This window comes from Saccharothrix sp. CCNWYY140 (assembly GCF_037401995.1).
GTDB lineage: Bacteria > Actinomycetota > Actinomycetes > Mycobacteriales > Pseudonocardiaceae > Actinosynnema.
On the sequence record NZ_JBBEGC010000002.1, the window covers coordinates 18709 to 38088 of the forward strand.

The 19380-nt window shown below is 71.5% G+C and carries 19 protein-coding genes; 6 read left to right on the forward strand and 13 right to left on the reverse strand.

Features of this window, described 5'->3' with window-relative positions:
- Positions 1 to 30: 30 nt before the first annotated feature.
- A complete protein-coding gene (locus WBN91_RS01385) occupies positions 31 to 1452 on the forward strand; it encodes an aldehyde dehydrogenase family protein (RefSeq protein WP_337723861.1) in 1422 nt (473 codons plus the stop codon).
- Here the strand turns inward: WBN91_RS01385 and WBN91_RS01390 are convergent.
- Positions 1389 to 1808 (reverse strand): nuclear transport factor 2 family protein, encoded by a 420-nt coding sequence (locus WBN91_RS01390; protein ID WP_337723860.1) that lies wholly within the window; start codon positions 1806 to 1808, stop codon positions 1389 to 1391. The genes WBN91_RS01385 and WBN91_RS01390 overlap by 64 nt on opposite strands.
- A gap of 78 nt (positions 1809 to 1886) precedes the next feature.
- On the opposite strand from WBN91_RS01390, the gene WBN91_RS01395 reads away from it, so the two are divergent.
- A complete protein-coding gene (locus WBN91_RS01395; RefSeq protein WP_337723859.1) occupies positions 1887 to 2396 on the forward strand; it encodes a winged helix-turn-helix transcriptional regulator in 510 nt (169 codons plus the stop codon).
- 136 nt (positions 2397 to 2532) lie between these two features.
- On the opposite strand, the gene WBN91_RS01400 is transcribed toward WBN91_RS01395, so the two are convergent.
- From WBN91_RS01400 to WBN91_RS01420, 5 genes are read right to left on the reverse strand one after another with little or no spacing between them, the layout of a single operon-like run.
- Positions 2533 to 3771, reverse strand: coding sequence for a UDP-glucose dehydrogenase family protein (locus tag WBN91_RS01400; RefSeq protein ID WP_337723858.1), 1239 nt, complete (start codon positions 3769 to 3771; stop codon positions 2533 to 2535).
- Positions 3729 to 4640 (reverse strand): glycosyltransferase family 9 protein, encoded by a 912-nt coding sequence (locus tag WBN91_RS01405; RefSeq protein WP_337723857.1) that lies wholly within the window; start codon positions 4638 to 4640, stop codon positions 3729 to 3731. The genes WBN91_RS01400 and WBN91_RS01405 overlap by 43 nt, the downstream gene beginning before the upstream one ends.
- Complete coding sequence (locus tag WBN91_RS01410) at positions 4637 to 5590, reverse strand: glycosyltransferase family 2 protein (RefSeq protein WP_337723856.1); 954 nt, start codon at positions 5588 to 5590, stop codon at positions 4637 to 4639. The genes WBN91_RS01405 and WBN91_RS01410 overlap by 4 nt, the downstream gene beginning before the upstream one ends.
- The gene (locus WBN91_RS01415; protein WP_337723855.1) at positions 5587 to 7200 is read right to left on the reverse strand and encodes a carbamoyltransferase family protein; all 1614 of its coding nucleotides are present in this window, start codon (positions 7198 to 7200) and stop codon (positions 5587 to 5589) included. The genes WBN91_RS01410 and WBN91_RS01415 overlap by 4 nt, the downstream gene beginning before the upstream one ends.
- A 30-nt stretch (positions 7201 to 7230) precedes the next feature.
- Positions 7231 to 8151 carry an NAD-dependent epimerase/dehydratase family protein gene (locus WBN91_RS01420; RefSeq protein WP_337723854.1) on the reverse strand — a complete coding sequence of 307 codons (921 nt, stop codon included), beginning with the start codon at positions 8149 to 8151 and terminating at the stop codon, positions 7231 to 7233.
- Positions 8152 to 8211: 60 nt separating this feature from the next.
- On the opposite strand from WBN91_RS01420, the gene WBN91_RS01425 reads away from it, so the two are divergent.
- Positions 8212 to 9057 carry a glycosyltransferase family 2 protein gene (locus WBN91_RS01425; RefSeq protein ID WP_337723853.1) on the forward strand — a complete coding sequence of 282 codons (846 nt, stop codon included), beginning with the start codon at positions 8212 to 8214 and terminating at the stop codon, positions 9055 to 9057.
- A 162-nt stretch (positions 9058 to 9219) separates the two neighbouring features.
- Here the strand turns inward: WBN91_RS01425 and WBN91_RS01430 are convergent, their stop codons facing one another.
- Entirely contained in the window at positions 9220 to 9711 is a 492-nt protein-coding gene (locus WBN91_RS01430) for a winged helix-turn-helix domain-containing protein (protein WP_337723852.1), read from the reverse strand.
- An 83-nt stretch (positions 9712 to 9794) separates the two neighbouring features.
- Between WBN91_RS01430 and WBN91_RS01435 the strand changes: the two genes are divergently transcribed.
- Positions 9795 to 10607 carry an aldo/keto reductase gene (locus WBN91_RS01435; RefSeq protein WP_337723851.1) on the forward strand — a complete coding sequence of 271 codons (813 nt, stop codon included), beginning with the start codon at positions 9795 to 9797 and terminating at the stop codon, positions 10605 to 10607.
- Positions 10608 to 10812: 205 nt separating this feature from the next.
- Here the strand turns inward: WBN91_RS01435 and WBN91_RS01440 are convergent, their stop codons facing one another.
- Positions 10813 to 11316, reverse strand: a complete 504-nt coding sequence (locus WBN91_RS01440; RefSeq protein WP_337723850.1) for a DUF2087 domain-containing protein — start codon at positions 11314 to 11316, stop codon at positions 10813 to 10815.
- A gap of 62 nt (positions 11317 to 11378) precedes the next feature.
- Between WBN91_RS01440 and WBN91_RS01445 the strand changes: the two genes are divergently transcribed.
- Positions 11379 to 12137 carry a hypothetical protein gene (locus tag WBN91_RS01445; RefSeq protein WP_337723849.1) on the forward strand — a complete coding sequence of 253 codons (759 nt, stop codon included), beginning with the start codon at positions 11379 to 11381 and terminating at the stop codon, positions 12135 to 12137.
- Here WBN91_RS01445 and WBN91_RS01450 read toward each other — a convergent pair.
- The 3 genes from WBN91_RS01450 to WBN91_RS01460 form a co-directional block, all read right to left on the reverse strand.
- The gene (locus WBN91_RS01450; protein ID WP_337723848.1) at positions 12047 to 12430 is read right to left on the reverse strand and encodes a hypothetical protein; all 384 of its coding nucleotides are present in this window, start codon (positions 12428 to 12430) and stop codon (positions 12047 to 12049) included. The genes WBN91_RS01445 and WBN91_RS01450 overlap by 91 nt on opposite strands.
- A 161-nt stretch (positions 12431 to 12591) precedes the next feature.
- Positions 12592 to 13758 (reverse strand): ABC transporter substrate-binding protein, encoded by a 1167-nt coding sequence (locus WBN91_RS01455; RefSeq protein WP_337723847.1) that lies wholly within the window; start codon positions 13756 to 13758, stop codon positions 12592 to 12594.
- 79 nt (positions 13759 to 13837) lie between these two features.
- A complete protein-coding gene (locus WBN91_RS01460) occupies positions 13838 to 13990 on the reverse strand; it encodes a hypothetical protein (RefSeq protein ID WP_170199242.1) in 153 nt (50 codons plus the stop codon).
- 327 nt (positions 13991 to 14317) lie between these two features.
- On the opposite strand from WBN91_RS01460, the gene WBN91_RS01465 reads away from it, so the two are divergent.
- Positions 14318 to 16132, forward strand: a complete 1815-nt coding sequence (locus WBN91_RS01465; protein WP_443217641.1) for an amino acid transporter — start codon at positions 14318 to 14320, stop codon at positions 16130 to 16132.
- Positions 16133 to 16315: 183 nt separating this feature from the next.
- Here WBN91_RS01465 and WBN91_RS01470 read toward each other — a convergent pair whose 3' ends face one another.
- Both WBN91_RS01470 and WBN91_RS01475 read right to left on the reverse strand, forming a co-directional pair.
- Entirely contained in the window at positions 16316 to 18655 is a 2340-nt protein-coding gene (locus WBN91_RS01470) for a glycoside hydrolase family 65 protein (protein ID WP_337723845.1), read from the reverse strand.
- Complete coding sequence (locus tag WBN91_RS01475) at positions 18652 to 19365, reverse strand: HAD family hydrolase (protein ID WP_337723844.1); 714 nt, start codon at positions 19363 to 19365, stop codon at positions 18652 to 18654. Before WBN91_RS01475 ends, WBN91_RS01470 begins: the two co-directional genes overlap by 4 nt.
- Positions 19366 to 19380 lie beyond the last annotated feature (15 nt).

Below are 19380 nucleotides of genomic sequence, written 5' to 3' on the forward strand. Positions count from 1 at the left end.
TGCCAGTTGCGGCTCGGGTACCCGGTCGCCATGACGGACATGCGTGCCCTCGACATCCGCAGCCCCCGTGACGGCCACCCCGTCGGCCACCTCCCCAGCGCCTCCGAACGCGACATTGCCGGGGCCGTGCTGACTGCACGTGCAGTCTTCACGAGCTGGGCTGCAACGCCGGCGGCCGAGCGGGGTGCGGCTTTGCGGCAGGCCGCGGGGGTGTTGCGGGCGCATGCCGACGACGTGGCCAAGGTGTTGGAGCAGGAGACCGGGCGGCCGGTGGAGTCGGGGCGGGACGGGGTGTTGGCCGGCGTGTCCACGCTGGAGCAGTACGCCGAGTTGGGGCCGGTCCACCGTGGACGGTCGTTGCTCGGCTCTTGGGACGCCGCCGACTTCATGGTGCCCGAACCGCGTGGCGTGGTGGTGGCGTTGACGCCGTGGAACGACCCGGTCGCGGTCGCCTGCGGACTGCTCGGCGCCGCCCTGGCGACCGGCAACGCCGTGGTGCACAAGCCCAGCGAACGTTGCCCGCACACCGGGCTGCTCATGGGGCAGCTCCTCGCCGAGTCCTTCCCGGACGGCGTCCTGCAAACCCTGATCGGTGACGGGGAAGTCGGCGCGCGCCTGGCCGCCGACCAGCACGTGGACCTCGTCGCGCACGTCGGCGGCACGGCCACCGGTCGGTCGATCCTCGCCGCCACCGCCAGGACCGGCGCCAAAGCGCTGCTGGAGAACGGCGGCAACGACGCCCTGGTCGTCGACGCCGACGTGGACCCTGCGTGGGCGGCGGCGCAAGCGGCGTTGGGCGCGTTCACCAACGCGGGTCAGTTGTGCACGTCCGTGGAGCGGATCTTCGTCCACGAAGCCGTCGCCGACGAGTTCCTCCACGCCCTGGAAGCCGAGGCGCGCAATTGGGTGCCGCAGCCGCTGGTGGACGTCGAGCACCGCAAGCTCGTGCACGCCCACGTCGCCGAGGCGGTCGCGGACGGGGCCGAGGTGCTGATCGGCGGCGAGATCCCGACCGGTCCGGGCGCGTTCTACCCGGCGACCGTCCTCACCCGCTGCACCCCGGACATGCGCGTGATGCGCCAGGAGACCTTCGGCCCGGTCGCACCCGTGTGCGTGGTCGGGTCCTTTGACGAAGGGCTGGCCGAAGCGGTGGTCGACGAGCACGGTCTCGCCGCGACCGTCCTGACCGGGTCGATGGCGCACGCGCAACAGGCGTGGCGGGCGCTCCCGGTCGGCACGGTGAAGGTCAACGCGGTGTTCGGCGGCGCGCCCGGCGGCGCCGCGCAACCCCGGCGGATGTCGGGCACCGGCTTCGGCTACGGGCCGGAGCTGCTGGACGAGATGACCACCGTGAAGGTGGTGCACCTCGGCCAGGCCCAGCCCCGGCGTCAGACGGCGGCGGACTGGCGGCGCACGGCCTCGGCCAGCCGCGCGGTGTCCTCCAGCACGTAGTCGTCGACCATGCGTCCCCAGCGCAGCCGCACCCACTGCACGCCCTCGTTGCGGTACGCGCTGCCGTCGGCCAGCGTCGCCTCGACGCGGAACCGGGTGACCACCGTCGTGTCCCACGGCCAACCCCGGGCGATGACCTCGTGCGGTGTCAGCCGGATGCCGGGGAACAGGTCGAGCAGGTCGCGGAACCACTGGTCGAAGGCGTCCCGGCCGGTGAAGGACGCGGCCGGCGGCGCGTCGCCGACGAACCGGAACCGCACGTCGGGGTCGGCCAGCCGGACCGCCGCGCGGTAGTCCCCGTCGGCGACGCGCGCCCACAGGCTGCGGACTTTGGCGCGCACGATCGCGTGGTACATGTGGTCCTCCCTGAAGTGGCTTGCAAATGGCAAGTTAGTGCGGTGACTTGCTCATCGCAAGCCACTACCCTGAGAGATGTGAACAGAGACCGCTTCACCGCGATGGCGTGCTCGGTGGCACGCACGTCGGGCCTGATCGGCGACCCGTGGACAATGCTGGTCCTGCGCGACCTGTTCCTGGGCCTGACCCGGTTCGACGAGCTGCACCGAGACTTGGGCGTGGCGACGAACGTCCTGTCCGACCGCCTGGACCGGCTCATGTCCACGGGCCTGGTCGAACGCAAGCCCTACCAGCACAACCCCGTGCGCTACCGCTACGAGCTGACCGAGCCGGGCAAGCAGCTGTACGGGGTCGTGCTGAGCCTGATGGCGTGGGGCGACCGCTACCTGGCCGTCGACGGTGCGCCGATGGACCTGGTGCACCGGGACTGCGGCCAGCCCACCACACCCGTTGTGACCTGCGACAACTGCGGCGGCGAGCTGCACGTCGACGACGTGGAGGTGCGCCCGGGTCCAGGCGGCCGACACGCACCCGGCACGGTCGTCATCGCCGAAATGCTCACCGGCCACACCGGCCACACGGTCTGACACCGCGCCCACCGCTGCCGGTTCTCCGAGAACCGTCGACACGTGCTGGGCCGGACTTTGTCGGTACCCCGTGGGACAATGGAATCGGGGGCCGGAGGCCAGCGTGCGAACCGAGGGCCGGAGGCCGGCGCGCGGGTCAGCGGCCCAGGGCGATCAGGTGGAAGCCGCTCTCGGTGACCTTGTCCGCGGGCAGCAGGTTGCGGGTGTCCACGATGACCGGGCACGCCATCCGGGCCGCCAACGCCGGCCAGTCGAGCTCGGCGAACTCCGGCCACTCGGTCAACACCACCACAGCGGCAGCACCACGCGCAGCGGCCATCGGCGAGTCGGTGACCCGCACAGGACCGGCGTCATGGTCCACGCAAGGGTCATAACCGGTCAGCACCGCCCCCTCCTCCGCCAGCAAATCAGCCACAGCCAACGCGGGGGAGTCGCGCAGGTCGTCGGTGCCGGCCTTGAACGTCAACCCCAGCAACCCGATCCGCGCACCCCGCAACGCACCCACCGCCGCCCGCACCTTGTCCACCACCCGGTGCGCCTGCCGCTCGTTGGTGTCGATAGTGGCCCGCAGCAACGAGAAGTCCACATGCTTCTCGTCCGAAGTGGACAACAGCGCCTTGGTGTCCTTGGGGAAGCAAGAACCACCCCACCCCGGACCCGGCCGCAGGAACGCCGACCCGATGCGCTCGTCCAGCCGCATTCCCTCGGTGACGTCCTCGATGTCCGCACCGGCCTCCTCGCACAGCTCGGCCAAGCTGTTGACGTAGGACAACTTCATGGCCAGGAAGCAGTTGCTGGCATACTTCACCAACTCGGCGCTGGCCCGGTCGGTGACCACCGCCGGCGCGTTCGGGTAGAGCGCGACGACCCGCCGCGCCGGCTCCTCCTCACCACCCACCACGATCCGTTGCGGACGCAGGAAATCGTCCACGGCGTGGCCCTCGCGCAAGAACTCGGGGTTGGCCACCACAGGCACGCGCAGCGACCGGGCGATCCGGTCGGAGGTCCCCGGCGGCACGGTGGACTTCACCACCAGCACGCAGTCGGTCAGCTCGGCCTCGGCGAGCACCGCCTCCACGGCGCTCAGGTCGGCCGCGCCGTCCTCGCCGGTCGGCGTGGGCACGCACAGGAACACGAAGTCCACATCGGACAGTGCGGGACCGTTGCCCAGCACGAACTCCAGCGAACCGTCGTGCACGGCGTCGGCGACCAGCTCCGCGAGGCGCGGCTCGTGCGCGGTCACCTCCGCCCGTCGCAGCGCGGCCACCTTGCCGGCGTCCACGTCAGCGCACACCACGCGGTGCCCGAGGTGGGCGAAGCAGGCGGCGGTGGTCAGACCGACATAGCCCGCGCCGATGACACCGATCCGGGCCACGACACACCTCCCAACGCCGTCAGGACTTCCTCGACGGTGATCTCCAGCAGGCCGGGGTCGGGCTCGTCGGCGAACGTGTCGCCGGTCCGGCCGTGCCACAGGACTTTGTGGGGGCCCGAACGCGGACCCCAGTGCGCGGGGGACACCGGCCCGAACAGCAGGACCGACGGTGTGCCGTAAGCGGTGGCGACGTGGGCGACACCGGTGTCCCCGCACACCACCGCCCGTGCGCCAGCCACGAGGTCCAGCAACTCCGCCAGGCCGCCCACCTGCACCCGCGACGCGCCCGCCGACGCCACGGCCCGCGCCAGCCCCGCTTCGGCGGGACTGCCGGTCACCACGGCGTCTGACCCGATCGCCCGCACGACGGCCGCGAACCGCTCCACCGGCCACCGCCGAGCGCCGTGCGACGCGCCCGGGTGCACCACCACCGGCCCTTCCCGGTGGGTGCGAGCGGCGGGGATGCCGCCGGGCGGGTCCAGGTGCAGGTTCTCCGGGTCGGCCGGGATGCCGTGCCGCGCCAGCAACCGGCACCAGCGGTCGACCTCGTGCTGGTCGTCGCGCCACGGCACGTGCGTCCCGTGCGTGATGAGCCGCTTGGGGTTGGTCACCCGCAGCAGGTCGACGCTCCGCGGACCGGACCCGTGCAGGTTCACCGCCAGGTCGGGCCGGTCGAAGTCGATCGGCACCAGGCCCTCGGTGGGCAGCAGCCGGTCCACCGCGTCGATCCGGTCCACCGCGTCGGACAGCCACCCCGGCGCGGCGAGCGTGATCTCCGCCTCCGGGTACGCCCGCCGCAGCGCCCGCAGGGCCGGGATGCCCGTCATCAGGTCACCCAGGCCCAAAGCCCGCAACACCAACACCTTCATGGACGCACCGCCCGGTGCCGGAGTTCGCCGCGCAACCGGTGCACGCACGCGGCGGGTGGGATGGCGACGCTGGTCACCAGCATCCGCACGACCTCGTCGCGCGTCCGCGGCCCGGGAGCGATGCGCTCCAAGGCGAACTTGCCGGTCAGAACGGCCCACACCGCGCCGGTGACCAGGGCCAAGCGGGACCGGAACAGTCCAAAGAGGATGGTCAAGCCGAACGCCGCCGTGGTCACCGCGTGCCGGCGCAACCGGCCGGGGTGCCCGCCGATCCGGGACCGCCAGCCCTCGCCGAGCAGGCGGCGCATCAACGCGTCGTCGGCGTTGCCGCGCTGCTGCTTGAGGCTGGCGAAGAAGTCCGACTGCCGCACGGGGTGCGTGGTCCGCCGGGATCCGCGCACGATCCGGTACCCGTGCTTCTGCACGCGCAACGCCAGCTCCGCGTCCTCCCGATAGGCGCGTGGGAAACGCTCGTCGAACCCGCCCGCGTGCACCAGCGCCGCCCGCCGATACGCCATGTCCGCCGTGATCCACTTCGCGTCGGCCAAGCCCGCGGTCCCGCGCTCCCAGTCCGTGGGCGCACGGTCCTCGGGCAGCGGCACGGTGATGCGTGCCTGCGAGGCCCCGACGTCGAGGTCCGCCGCGTCCAAGTCGGCCGCGAGCTGCTTCTTCCAGTCGTGCGGCGGCACGACGTCGTCGTCCAGGAACGCGATCCACTCGCAGCACGCCGCCCGCCAGCCGACGTTCCGCGCCGCCGCCGGGCCACGCCCGCCGCTGTGCAGCACGCGCGCGCCGTGCGTGGGCGGCAGCGGGCCACCGGGGTCCGGCCGGTCGTCCACCACGATCACCTCGCGCGGTGGGGGACCGGACCCGTGCTCCAGCGCGTCCAGCACCACTCTCAGGCTCTCCCGGCCCACGGTCGGGATCACCACGGCGTAATCGGGGCTCATCGCCGCACCACGAACTTCCCGATCGCCAGCAGGTCCACCGGCGACGAGCCGAAGCACTCCAGCGCGTCACGCGGGTCGTCCACCATCGGCCGCCCGGCGGTGTTCAAGCTGGTGTTCACGATCACCGGCACGCCCGTGCGCGCCGCGAAACCCTCCAACACCCGTGCCACCAAAGGCTCTGTGGCCGGGTCGACGGTCTGCACGCGCGCGGTGCCGTCGACGTGCACGACCGCCGGGATGCGGTCCTTCCACTCAGGACGGACATCGTGCACGAAAAGCATGTAAGGACTGGGCAACGGGCCACGCGTGAACAGCTCCGACGCCCGGTCCGCCAGCACCATCGGCGCGATCGGCCGGAACTGCTCGCGCCCCTTCACGTCGTTCATCCGCTCAAGGTTCTCGGCGTAGCACGGGTTCGCCAGCAGCGATCGGCGGCCCAGCGCGCGCGGACCGTACTCGCTGCGGCCCTGGAACCACGCCACGACCTTGTTGTCCGCCAACGCCTGCGCGACCTCCTCGGCCACGTCCGCCGGCTCCTCGTAGGAGATCTTGGCGCGCTTCAGGTACTGCTCGATCTCGTCGTCGCTCCAGCCGCGCCCGAGGTCCGCGCCCGGCATCGCGGCGGCGGGCTCGCCGGCCTCGGCCACCACGTGCAGCGCCGCGCCCAGCGCGGTCCCGGCGTCACCGGCGGCCGGCTGCACCCACACCTCGTCGAACGGCCCATCGGCGAAGATCCGCGTGTTCGCCACGCAGTTCAACGCCACACCGCCGGCCATCGTCAGCCGCCGCTGCCCGGTGCGCTCGTGCAGCCACCGCACCAGGTCCAGCAGCACTTCCTCCAGCCGGACCTGCACACTGGCGGCCAGCTCGGCGTGCTCGCGGGTCATCTCGTCGTCCGCGCCGCGCCGCTTGGCCAAGGTCTGCCAGTCGACTGGGGTGACGTGGAAACCGCCGTCGTCGGTCGCCTTGATGTGCTCGCGCATCAGGTCCAGGTGCACGGGCTTGGCGTAGGAGGCCAACGCCATCACCTTGTACTCGTCGCTGGACCGCAGGAACCCCAGGTGCTCGGTCAGGTCCTCGTAGAGCAGGCCCAGGGAGTGGGGTAGCTTTTGCGCCGCAAGCGTCTCCAGCCGGTGCCCGCGGTAGCTGCCCGCCAAGTGCGAGCCGCACTCGCCGCGCCCGTCCGACACCAGCACCGCGCAGTCGCCGTCGAACGGCGCCGCCAGCCCGGTGGACCCGGCGTGGGCCACGTGGTGCGGCACGAACCGCACGATGCCCGGGTCCAGGCCGGGCAGGGCGGTGGCCAGGAACTGCGGCGCGCGGCGCGCGTACTCCGTGCGCAGGTCCTCCCACGGCACGTCGTTCGGCTCGACCAGCGCCGGGTCGTAGGAGTAGGCGACCGCGTCCAGGTCACCCGGCGACAGCCCGGCCCGCGCCAGGCACCAGCGGGCGGCCTGCTCCGGCAGCTCCCACGCCGAGAACGGCACCGGTCGCTTGCCGTGTTTGCGCCGGGAGAACCGTTCCTCCTCGGCGGCGGCCACGATGTGTCCGTCCACGACGAGCGCCGCGGCGGGGTCGTGGAAGATCGCGTTGATCCCGAGCACGCGCACGGTCGTCCCCTTTCTGGCGTTGACTGGCGACTACCCGACGAGATGTCGGTCAAACGAGCGGCGCAGACCCTCGGAGAGGTCGATCCGCGGTTCCCACCCCAGGACCTCGCGGGCCAGGGAGATGTCCGGGCGACGGCGCTGCGGGTCGTCCTCCATCGGCTCGACGTGCCGGATCTCCGACTCGCTGCCGCAGACCTCGACGACCCTGCGGGCGACGTCGAGGACGGTGACCTCCTCGGGGTTGCCGAGGTTGATCGGCCCGGGGTGCTCGCTGTGCGCCATCGCGATCAGGCCGCGGACCAGGTCGTCCACGTGGCACAGCGAGCGGGTCTGGCTGCCGTCGCCGTGGACGGTGAGCGGCTCGTTGCGCAGGGCCTGGCTGAAGAACGTGGGGATCATGCGGCCGTCGTCGGTGCGCATGCGGGGGCCGTAGGTGTTGAAGATCCGCACGATGCCGGTGTTCGTCCCGTACTCGCGGCGGAACGCGCAGGTCAGGGCTTCGCCGAAGCGCTTGGCCTCGTCGTAGACGCTGCGCGGGCCGATCGGGTTGACGTTGCCCCAGTAGGTTTCCCGCTGCGGGTGTTCGAGCGGGTCGCCGTAGACCTCGCTGGTGGAGGCGACGACGATCCGGGCGTTCTTGGCCTTGGCCAGCTCCAGCGCGTGCAGCGTGCCCAGACCGCCGGACTTCAGCGTGCCGACCGGGTCGCGCAGGTAGTCGACGGGGGAGGCGGGGCAGGCCAGGTGCAGGACCAGGTCGACCGGTCCGAGCAGGTCCAAGGGCTTGGCGACGTCCGCGACCACCACCCCGACCCCGTCGGGCACGTTGTCACGCGACCCGGTCCGGAAGTCGTCCACGCAGGTGACCCGCGTGCCACGCTTGAGCAGCGCCTCACAGACGTGCGACCCCAGGAACCCGGCGCCGCCGGTCACCACAGCTCTTTCGAAGCCCATGTCGAGGAGCTACCCGTGGAATCGGGGTGTAACCACTTGTTGTGCGGGTAGTACCCGGCGGTGGAGGGAACCACGGTGGTGATCGCCACGCGCGACCGCGTGGTGGAGTTGACGCGCACGCTCACCCGGTTGGCGGAGTTGGACGTCCCCGTGGTCGTGGTGGACAACGGATCATCCGATGACACGGTCGGGGTGTCCCGGCGGTTCCCGCGGGTGGAGGTCCTGGAGATGGGCCGCAACCTGGGTGCCATCGCCCGCAACCACGGCGTTCGGCACGCCCGCACACCGTACGTGGCGTTCAGCGACGACGACTCTTGGTGGGCTCCCGATGCTCTGCCGCGCGCGGAGGCGTTGTTCGCCAGGCACCCGCGCCTGGGCTTGATCGCTGCCAGGACTTTGGTCGAGCCTGGTGGTGAGGTGGATCCGATCTGTCGTGAGATGGCGTCCTCTCCGCTGGGTCGTGCGGCCGACCTGCCTGGTCCTTCGGTTTTCGGCTTCCTGTGCTGCGCGTCGATCGTGCGGCGGAGCGCGTTCTTGGAGGTGGGCGGGTTCCACCCGCTGCTGTTCTTCCGCGGCGAGGAGCGCCTGTTCGCCTGGGACATGGCCGCGCGGGGTTGGGCCTGCGCTTACGTCGACTCGGTGACGGCTCACCACCACCCCTCACCTTCACGCGGCCCAGCGAGTGCCGGCCGCCAACGAGAACTGCGCAACGACCTACTGACCACCTGGCTCCGCCGCCCACCAGCAGTGGCGATCGGCGCGGCCCTGACCCTGGCCCGCCGAGCCCTGCACGACCCGGCGGCTCGCGGCGCCTTGGCCGAAGCCCTGCTGCGGCTGCGCCCGGCCCTCCGTTCGCGCCACCGACTTCCTCCACATGTCGAGCAGCAGATAGCCCGAATGGCCTGATCCGCCACTACGATGATCAGCGTCGGTCCGGCCGTCTCCAGCTCCACCCGATCGAGTGACATGCAGGATCCGCGACCAAACGCCGACTCGCGCGTCCCGTAGAGAGGAAGGAACGCGGGAAGGCGGGGGCGGCTGGTTAGGGCGGTCAGCCGGCTAGGGCGGTCAGCCGGCTAGGGCGTCGTGTTCGACCGAGACGGCGAACGGGTTGTTCACGCGGTAGCCGACGCCGCGGACCGTGGTGATCAGGGAGGCTGCCTCGCCGAGCTTGCGGCGGATTCGGCGCACGTGCACGTCTACCGTTCGGGTGTCGACGAACGAGGTCGCGCCCCAGACGCTGTTCATCAGCGCCGTTCGCCGGTGGACCTGCCTGGGGTGGGTGCACAGGTGGTGCAGCAGGTCGAATTCCAGCCGGGTCAGCTCCACGTCCCGGCCCCGGTGCAGCACACGGCGTGAGTCGGCCAGGATGCGTAGTTCCGCGTGGGATAGGGGTAGGTCCGTCACCGCCTCCGCGAAGTCCACCACCACCTCCGCGGAGGGCGTGTCCAGGGCCTCGCGGAGTGTCTCCGCCAGGTGTGCGGCGGCGTCCATCACCTGCGCGGATGGGGCGCTCAGGCGGATGGAGACCGTCACCTCCACGGTCGTCACCTCGGTCACGGGATCGATCGGACCAGACGATCCACAAGCCGGTCAACGTCGTCCATGACGTGGGAGTCGTTGACAGGGCGCATGATGGCCCCATGACGACCATCACGCTCAACAACGGCGTCGCCATGCCGCAGCTCGGGTTCGGCGTGTTCCAGGTGTCCACTCAGGACACCGAGGCTGCGGTCCGCGAGGCGCTGCGCGTCGGTTACCGCAGCATCGACACGGCCGCCATCTACGGCAACGAGGAGGCCGTCGGCCGCGCCATCGCCGACCACGCCCGTGACGACCTGTTCGTCACCACCAAGCTGTGGAACTCCGACCAGGGCTACGACGAGGCCCTGCGCGCGTTCGACACGAGCCTCGCCAAGCTCGGCCTCGACCAGCTCGACCTCTACCTCATCCACTGGCCCGCCCCGAAGCGCGACCGCTACGTCGACAGCTGGCGCGCCCTGGGCAAGCTGCTCGCCGACGGCCGAGTCCGCGCGATCGGCGTGTCCAACTTCCAGCCCAGTCACCTCGAACGCGTGATCGACGCGACCGGCGCGGTGCCGGCGCTCAACCAGGTCGAGCTGCACCCGCGCCTCCAGCAGGCCGAGCTGCGCCGCTTCCACGCCGAGCACGGCATCGCCACCGAGGCGTGGAGCCCGCTGGCCCAGGGCGGTGACCTGCTGCGCGACGACGTGATCACGGACATCGCCGGCAAGCACGGCCGCACCCCGGCTCAGGTCGTGCTGCGCTGGCACCTCCAGCTCGGCAACGTCGTCATCCCCAAGTCGGTGACGCCCAGCCGCATCGCGGAGAACTTCCGGGTGTTCGACTTCGAGCTCGACCAGTCCGACCTGGACCGGATCGCGACCCTGGACACGGGCGACCGCATCGGACCCCACCCGGACCACTTCAGCTGATCACAGGCGGCAGACTGCATGTGAAGACTGCACTTGATCACTGCCGATGCAGACTGCACGTGCAGACTGTCGGTGCAGGTAGTCAGGTGCAGGTAGTCAGGTGCAGGTAGTAGGTGAAGACTGCATGTGCAGGTTGTACTTGCAGATTGCGCGGGACTGAGGCGCGTGGCTGGCGTGGGTTGGCGCGCGTTGGGGGCGGCCTGGCTCAGTCGATGTCGACCGGGCCGCCGGAGCGCCAGTACTGTCCGTCGGCCCGGTCCAGCAGGCCCTCGTCCACCAGGTAGCGGCGCACTGTGACGTGGTCCACTTCGCCGCCCTCGCAGCATTTGCGCAACTCGTCGGTCACCTCGCGTTCGCTGTACCGGTGACCCGGTTCGAACACCACGCAGACCTGTTCCAGCACCTCGCGCCTGCGCGACCGCTGCGCCGGCAGCTTGAGCAGCCGTCCGTCCCGCAGGAACGGATCCTCCCGGGGGCGCTCCACGCGGGCCAGGTGGGCGAAGACCTCCTCCCGCAGGACCAGCACCTCGCCGTAGGCTTCCACCAATCCCGCGGTGCGGAGCCTGCGCAGCGCCCGGTCCACGACGCGGTTGTCCAAACGGGTCGCTTCGGTGATCTCCGTAACGTTGCGGGCACCCAGGACCAGCGCGGCCACCACGCGCAACCGGTCTGGACCGGCGAGGAGTCCGATCAGCGCATCAGGGGTCACGCTTAGAGCTAACCGAAGCCGGCGCTCTGGTGCACGCGCATTTCGGGCGGACCTTAATACCCGTGCGCACTGATCACCTCTTCCCCATGACGTCGGTGGAGCCGGTTTTCGGCATGCCGACCGAGAACGCCCGCAAGTTCCAGCAGGTGGCCGCCGAGCAGGACCTCGTCATCGACGTGCGGGCGACCAACCCGCACGCGGTGGCGTGGCTGCGCGACGGCGCGTTGCCCAAGCCCGAGGCCGTGAAGGCGAAGACCATCGACGACCTGGACGTCCGCCTCGGCGCCCGCCACCGCTACCGCGGTCTGGTCGGGTTCTTCCGGCCCCGGTTACCCCGCTACGGCGTCACCGAGCGGCTCCTGAAGCGCTTCACCCAGCGCTGCGACGAGTTCGACCTCCTGCGTTCGAAGATGGCACTGCTGGAACGGCTCGGTGAATACCTCGTGCGCGACGGCGTCGTGCACGGCTACGACCGGCGTGGCGTCCTGCGCCCGTTGACCGGCGACCACGACGTGTTCGACATCCACGCCTCCGGCGGCCTCCCCCTGACGGGGCGGCGCTACGACCGGGCCGTCGCCACCATGATCGACCTCGACATGGGTGTCACCCACGGCGCCCACATGTACTGGCGGCCGACCACCCCCGCCGACCGGTCGATGTTCGAGTCGATCGCGCGCAGCAGCAGCCCGAAGCTGCGCTTCCACCCCGACGGCACGATGACCGCGGGCGATTACCGCCGGGTGACCGCGGGCACGACCGCGATGACCAGACCCGCCAGCGCCGACCGCCCGTTGGCGACCGTCTCCAGTGTCGGCAGCTGAAGCCAGGAGGTGGACGCGTCCACGCCGTCGAGGTAGAGCTTGCCGTACACCAGGAGCAGCGCGAGGCCGTACAGGCGCGCGTACTGGTGCTTCCACGCCAGCGCCAGCCCGACCAGCCCGGTGCACACGTGCAGGGCCTGGTTCCCGGTGCTCATCGGCAGGACCGGCACCAGCGCGAACACGATCTGGAGCGAGCCGACGACCAGGGCCAGCAGCTGGGCACGGGTCAGCCAGGGGCGCGTCTCGACGTCGCCCTTCTCGACCTTGTCCTTCACCGGTGCCTCTTTCCGCATGCCGGCCGGGTACCCCGACCGCCGTGGCGCGACGCCCGGGTCCGGTCACCTTGCCGCGTGCCAGGCACGGATGTCCCCACTTTCGGGGGTCGTCGTCGGTGAACGGCAGCCGTGCTGGTGTGAACGGACGGCCTGCTGCAACTTGCAGGCCACAAAGGAGCTCAGCGCAGCAGGGGGTCGAGGCGGGTCTTGGCGTCGGCGACCGCCTCGGCCGGCGGGCGGTCGTCGTGCAGCACCTCGCGCAGCATGGTCGACAGCTCGGCGGAGACCTCCGCGTGGCGCGGGGTGTAGGGGGAGCGGGCGGAGGTGAGCTGGGTGGTGAACGCGGGCAGGTTGGGGTCCCACTGCCAGCCGGGGTCCCGCGCGGTGTCCGACCGGTTGGGCACCGCCTGGAGCGCCGCGCCGAACTCGGTGGCGTTGTCGTGCTCCTCGGCCAGCCACCGCAGCACGTCCCACGCCCGGTCGGCGTGCGGGCTGCCCGCGCCGACCACCCAGGCCTCGCCGCCGACGAGGGACGCGGTGCCGGCCGGTCCGGCGGGCAGGGGCGCGGCGCCCCAGTCCAGGCCCGCCTGGTTGAGCGCGGGCACGGCGCGCGGCCCGTTCACCATCATCGCGCAGCGACCTTCGGTGAACGCGGTGGTGACGTCGGAGTTGCCCCACCGCAAGGAATCCGGGTGCGCGCTCGCCATCAGAGAGTCCATAAAGGACACCGCAGTGCCCGTGATGTCCCGCAGGTCACCGCCCGACTGCCACAGCAACGGCAGGAACGTGCCGGTCAGGTCGTCGCCCGGCGCGGCGGCCAGGCACAGGCCCCACCGCCCCGGCCCGGTCAGGGACTGGGCGGTGACCCGCAGGTCCTGCCACGTCGCGGGCGGCCCGGCGACACCGGCGGCGGCGAACAGGTCCCGGTTGAACAGCAGGGCGGCGGTCTCGGTGCGCAGCGGCACGCCGTAGTGGCGGCCGTCGTGCCGGACGCTGTCCCGCGCCGGCCCGACGAAGCCGGGGTCCCAGGCCGTGAACCGCTCGCTGAGGTCGGTCAGGGCGGAGGCGGCGGCGAGGCGGGGGAGGGCGGCGACGTCCACGGCGGCGATGTCGGGCCGGGGTCCGCGCTCCAGGTCGCGCTCCAGCCGCTCGCGCGGCACGGTCGTGCGCTTGATCTCGACGTTCGGGTGGGCCGCGCGGTGGCGGGCGAGGAGGGCCTCGACGGCCTGGTCGGCGACGGGGGAGTGGTCGAGGGGGTCCCACCAGGTCAGGGTCACGTGCTCGGGTGGCGCGGTCGCGCACGCCGCCACCAGCAGGACCGCCGTGAGCACCGCCCGCACGCGCATGCCGCCCCCACCCCTCGACCGGCGGCGGCCTGGTCACGTCACCAGCCGTAGTACTCCCGGGCGCGGTGGGGTGTCAAGATCACGCCTTCGCGCGTCCCCGGGTCGGCGGTTCGGTCGGTGGTGCGGGCTCGGGCGCGACGACGGGCTCCGGCCCGGGCCGGTCCAGGGCGCTGAGGTCGAGGTCGGCGAGGTAGGTCGCCGCCAGCTCGTCGTAGATGGGTGTTGAGCTCACAACCCGGGATACTGACCGGCGTACCGCTTTCGCGCCGCTCTTCTCACCTGTGTGGGTTACCCATCTTCAGGTGAAATCCGCAGAAGTGCGGTAACGCTCCCCGGTGTGCGGGAGGGTGATCCGGTCGTGCATCCTGGCGCCGCTGACATCGGGGAGGCGGCTTTGACCACGGAGAACGACTACGCGATCCCATCCGGCGTGGATAGTCCGGTTCGTCCGGAAACGCCCCGCTCGACGCTCGGCCGGTGGCTGCTGCGCCACCGCGTGGCCCCGGTCGGCCCGGAGAGCGACGAGGCGCACGCCAAGCCGCAGTCGTGGTGGAAGGTCATGTGCCTGACCGGCGTGGACTACTTCTCCACGCTGTCCTACCTGCCCGCGATCGCCGCGTTGGCGGCCGGTGCGTTGTCCCCGCTGGCGACGCTGTTGATCGTGGCGCTGACCCTGCTCGGGATGCTGCCCATGTACCGGCGGGTGGCCCGGGAGAGCCCGCACGGGCAGGGGTCGGTGGCGATGCTGGAGGACCTGCTGCCGTTCTGGCGCGGCAAGATCTTCGTGCTGGTGCTGCTCGGGTTCGTGGCCACCTCGTGGATCATCACCATCACGCTGTCCTCGGCCGACGCGACCGTGCACCTGCTGGAGAACCCGCACGCGCCCGGGTTCCTGCACGGCCACGAAGTGCTGGTGACCGTCGTCCTGCTGCTGGTGCTGGGCGGGGTGTTCCTGCTCGGGTTCAGCGAGGCGGTCGGCGTGGCCATCCCGCTGGTCGCGGTCTTTCTAGCCCTCAACGCCGTCATCGTCGGCGCGGGCGTGGTCGAACTCGTCGCCGAGCCGGTCGCCATCGACCGCTGGGTGGACGCCCTGACCGCCGGCGGCGGTTTCGGGGACGTGATCGGACCCGCGATCCTGGCGTTCCCGCTGCTCGTGCTCGGTCTGTCCGGCTTCGAGACCGGCGTGAGCATGATGCCGCTGGTGGCGGCGGACGGGAAGACGCCCGAAGAACGCATGGACAACCGCGTGCGCAACACGCGCAAGCTGCTCACCACCGCCGCGCTCATCATGTCGGTCTACCTGGTCGCCACCAGCTTCATCACCACGGTCCTGATCCCCGCCGAGGCGTTCCAGCCCGGCGGCCCCGCCAACGGCCGTGCCCTGGCCTACCTCGCGCACGAGCACCTCGGCGAGGCCTTCGGCACCGTCTACGACCTCAGCAGCGTGCTGATCCTGTGGTTCGCCGGGGCGTCCGCGATGGCGGGCCTGATCAACATCGTCCCGCGCTACCTCCCGTCCTACGGCATGGCGCCGGAGTGGGGCCGGGCGGTGCGGCCGGTGGTGCTGGTCTACACGGTCATCAGCATCGGCATCACCATCGCGTTCAAGGCCGACGTCAACGCGCAGGCCGGTGCGTACGCGACCGGCATCCTGGCCATGATGGTGTCCGGTTCGGTCGCCGTGACCATCTCGGCGTGGCGGCGTCGGCAGCGCGGGGCCGGCGTCGGGTTCGCCGTGCTGACCCTCGTCCTGCTGTACGCGTTGGTGGAGAACGTCCTGGAGAAGCCGGACGGCATCGCGATCTCCGCCGCGTTCATCCTCGGCATCGTCGTGATCTCCCTGGTGTCCCGCGTGTCCCGCACCACCGAGCTGCGCGCCGACCGCATCGAGTTCGACGACAACGCCCGCCGGTTCGTCACCGACTCCCTGTCGCACGACAACGCGCTCAACATCATCGCCAACAAGCGGCAGGCGGGCGACCGCGCGGAGTACGCGGCGAAGGAGGCCGGGCAGCGCGGCATGAACCCGGTGCCCGACCCGGCGGACGTGCTGTTCCTCGAGGTCGACGTGGTCGACCCGTCGGAGTTCAGCGACGTGCTGACGGTGCGCGGGGTCGAAGTGGACGGTTACCGCGTGCTGCGGGTGCAGAGCCCGGCCGTGCCCAACGCGATCGCGGCCGTCCTGCTGGCGCTGCGCGATACGACGGACGTGCGCCCCCATTGCTATTTCGAATGGTCGGAAGGAAATCCGCTGGCACACCTGTTCCGCTACCTCATCCTCGGGCAGGGTGACACCGCGCCAGTGGTGCGGGAGATCCTGCGCAAGAGCGAGGACGACCCCGATCGCCGCCCCGGTATCCACGTGGGCGGCTGATCACCGCGTAACGGGGGTGCCCGCACCCACGATGATGGCGTAGGCGGCCACAGCCCCCCGAGGCCGCCTGTCGGCCCGGCCAGGGCTCCCCTCCCCCCGAGGAGCTCTGGCCGGGCGCCTTTCCCACGCCCGAACGTGAACGTTCGTCGCCGGAGTGGTCACGGGCGAAACGTCTTTCGCCCGCTAGGGCTTCGGGGTCCGCCGCACCGGTTCCCGCCCGAACGGCTGCCGCACCTCCGGCGGCACGGGCGCGTCCGGGATCGGCAGGACCAGCGACGCGCCCGGCTCGACCACGATCGGCTTGCCGTGGTGCGCGGTCCGCAGCGCGCCGCCCGACACGATCCGGTACGTGGCCTCGTCCCGCGTCACCGTCACGCACAACCTCGTGCCCCGGTAGGACATCCGGAACGCCATCCGCCCCAGGCTCGGCGGCAGCCGGGGCGCGAAGGTCAACCCGGAGTGGTCGCGCATCCCGCCGAACCCCGCCACCATCGCGATCCACGCGCCCGCCAAGGACGCCATGTGCAGTCCGTTGTGGACGTTGTGGTGCAGGTCGTGAAGGTCGGTGAACGCCGCCTCCGCCAGGTAGTCCCACGCCAGGTCCAGCGCACCGACCTCGGCGGCCAGCACCGACTGGGTCGCCGCCGACAACGACGAGTCGCGCACGGTCCTGGCCTCGTAGTACGCGAAGTTCGCCGCCTTCTGCTCCACGCTGAACACGTCACCGCGCACGTGCATGGCCAGCACCAGGTCCGCCTGCTTCACCACCTGCTTGCGGTACAGGTCGAAGTACGGCTTGGTCAGCAGCAGCGGGTAGTCGTCCTCCTCCATCGCCTCGAAGTCCCACTCCGCGTGGGCCGTGAAGCCCTGGGCCTGCTCGTGCACACCCAGCAGCGAGTCGAACGGCACCAGCATCTTGTCCGCCGCCAACCGCCACGCCCGCACCTCCTCCGGCTTCACGCCCAGGTCGCCCGCCTGCCGCGGGTGCCGCTCCGCCGCGTCCGCCGCCTCGCGCAGGTTCTTCTGCGCGATGAGGTTGGTGTAGACGTTGTTGTCCACGATGGCCGAGTACTCGTCCGGGCCGGTCACGCCGTCGACGCGGAACCCGTCGTGCTGGTCGTGGTGGCCCAGCGACATCCACAGCCGCGCGGTCTCCACCAGCAGTTCGGCGCCGCACTCGCGGTCGAAGTCCACGTCGCCGGTGGCCGCGGTGTACTGGGCCACCGCGTGCGCCACGTCGCCGGAGACGTGGAACGCGGCCGTGCCCGCGGGCCAGTACGCCGAGCACTCCGCGCCGTTGATGGACCGCCACGGGAACGCCGCACCGTGCTGGCCGAGCACCACGGCCCGCTCGCGCGCCTTGCCCAGGGTGGAGTGCCGCCAGCGCAGCGCGTCCCGGGCCGCGTCGGGCACGGTGTAGGTCAGCACGGGCAGCACGAACATCTCGGTGTCCCAGAACGCGTGCCCGTCGTAGCCGGGACCGGTCAGGCCCTTGCCGGCGATGGCCCGCGTCTCACCACGCGCCCCGGCCTGGAGGATGTGGAACAACGCGAACCGCAGCGCCTGCTGGATCTCGTCGTCGCCGTCCACCTCGATGTCGGCGACCTCCCAGAAGTCGTCCAGGAACGTCCGCTGCTCGCGCAGCAGCCCCTCCCAGCCGGTCTGGCGGGCGCCCGCCAGCGCCGCGTCCACCTGGGCCCGCAGCGCCGGCACCGACCGCTGCGCCGACCACCCGTAGCCCAGGTACTTGGTCAGCCGCAGCGCGCCGCCCGCCGGGACGTCCACGGCGGCGGTGAAGCGCGCCAGGTCGGGTTCGGCGTGGATGTCGGTGCGGTGGCCGTCGCTGACCTCCAGCTCGTGGTCCATGCCCGCCGCCATGCGCAGGCCCGAGTGCCGGGTGTGGTGGGCCAGCACGGCCCGCGTCCCCTCGGCCCACGCGAAGTCCGACACCAGGGGCGCGTCCAGCGCGGCGGCCACGCGCGGGTCGCCGCCCGCGTGCTCGATGGGCTCGTTGGCCAGCAGGTCGGACTGCACGACCAGCTGGAGGTCGTCGTGCGGTTCGACGACGTAGTGGATCGCCGCGACCGCGCGCTGGGTGAACGACACCAGCCGCTCGCTGCGCACGGTGATCCGCCGGCCGGTGGGCGACTCCCACTCGGTGCGCCGCCGCAGCGTGCCGGTCCGGAAGTCCAGGACCCGCTCGTGGTCCACCGCCCGCCCGTAGCGCATGTCCAGCGGCTCGTCCTCGACCAGCAGCCGGATCACCTTGCCGTCGGTGACGTTGACGACCGTCTGCCCGGCCTCGGGGTAGCCGTACCCGCCTTCGCCGTAGGGCAGGGCGTGCTCCTCGTAGAAGCCGTTCAGGTACGTCCCGGGCAGGCCGCGCGGCTCGCCCTCGTCCAGCGTGCCGCGCATGCCGATGTGCCCGTTGGACAGCGCGAACGTCGACTCGGTTCGCCGCAGGTCCGGCACCGAGAGACCGTGCCAGCGCAGTGCCCACGGCTGGATGTCGTATCCGGTCACAGCAGCTCCGCCAAGTCCTCGACCACCACGTCCGCCCCGCTCTCCAGCAGCGCCGCGCGCTGCCCCGCCCGGTCCACGCCCACCACGTGCCCGAAACCGCCCGCACGGCCCGCCTCGACCCCGGCGAGCGCGTCCTCGAACACCGCCGCGTGCGCGGGTTCGACCCCGAGCATCCGCGCGCCGACCAGGAAGGAGTCCGGCGCGGGCTTGCCGCGCAGGCCGTCGCGGCTGATCACCACGCCGTCCACCAGCGCTTCGACGTACTTGGTCAGGTCGGCGGCGTCCAGCACGCGCGCGGCGTTGGCCGAGGAGGTCACGACACCGATCCGCTGCTCGCCCGCGATGGCGTCGAGGTAGCGGACCGTGCCCGGGTACGGGGTCACGCCCTCCTGCCGGATGATCGCGTCGATCAGCTCGTTCTTGCGGTTGCCCACGCCGTGCACGGTGTCGCGGTCCGGCGGGTCGTCCGGCGACCCCTCGGGCAGCGTGATCCCCCGGGACGCCAGGAACGTGCGCACCCCGTCGTAGCGGGGACGGCCGTCCACGTACTTGATGTAGTCCGCTTCGGCGAACGGCGGTTCGCCGCGCGGGCGCAGGAAGTCGTCGAAGGTGCGCCGCCACGCGCGGCGGTGCAGCACGGCGGTGCTGGTCAGCACCCCGTCCAGGTCGAAGAGGCAGGCGGTGATCCCGTCGGGCAGCCCGATGCTCATGCCCTCGTGTCTACC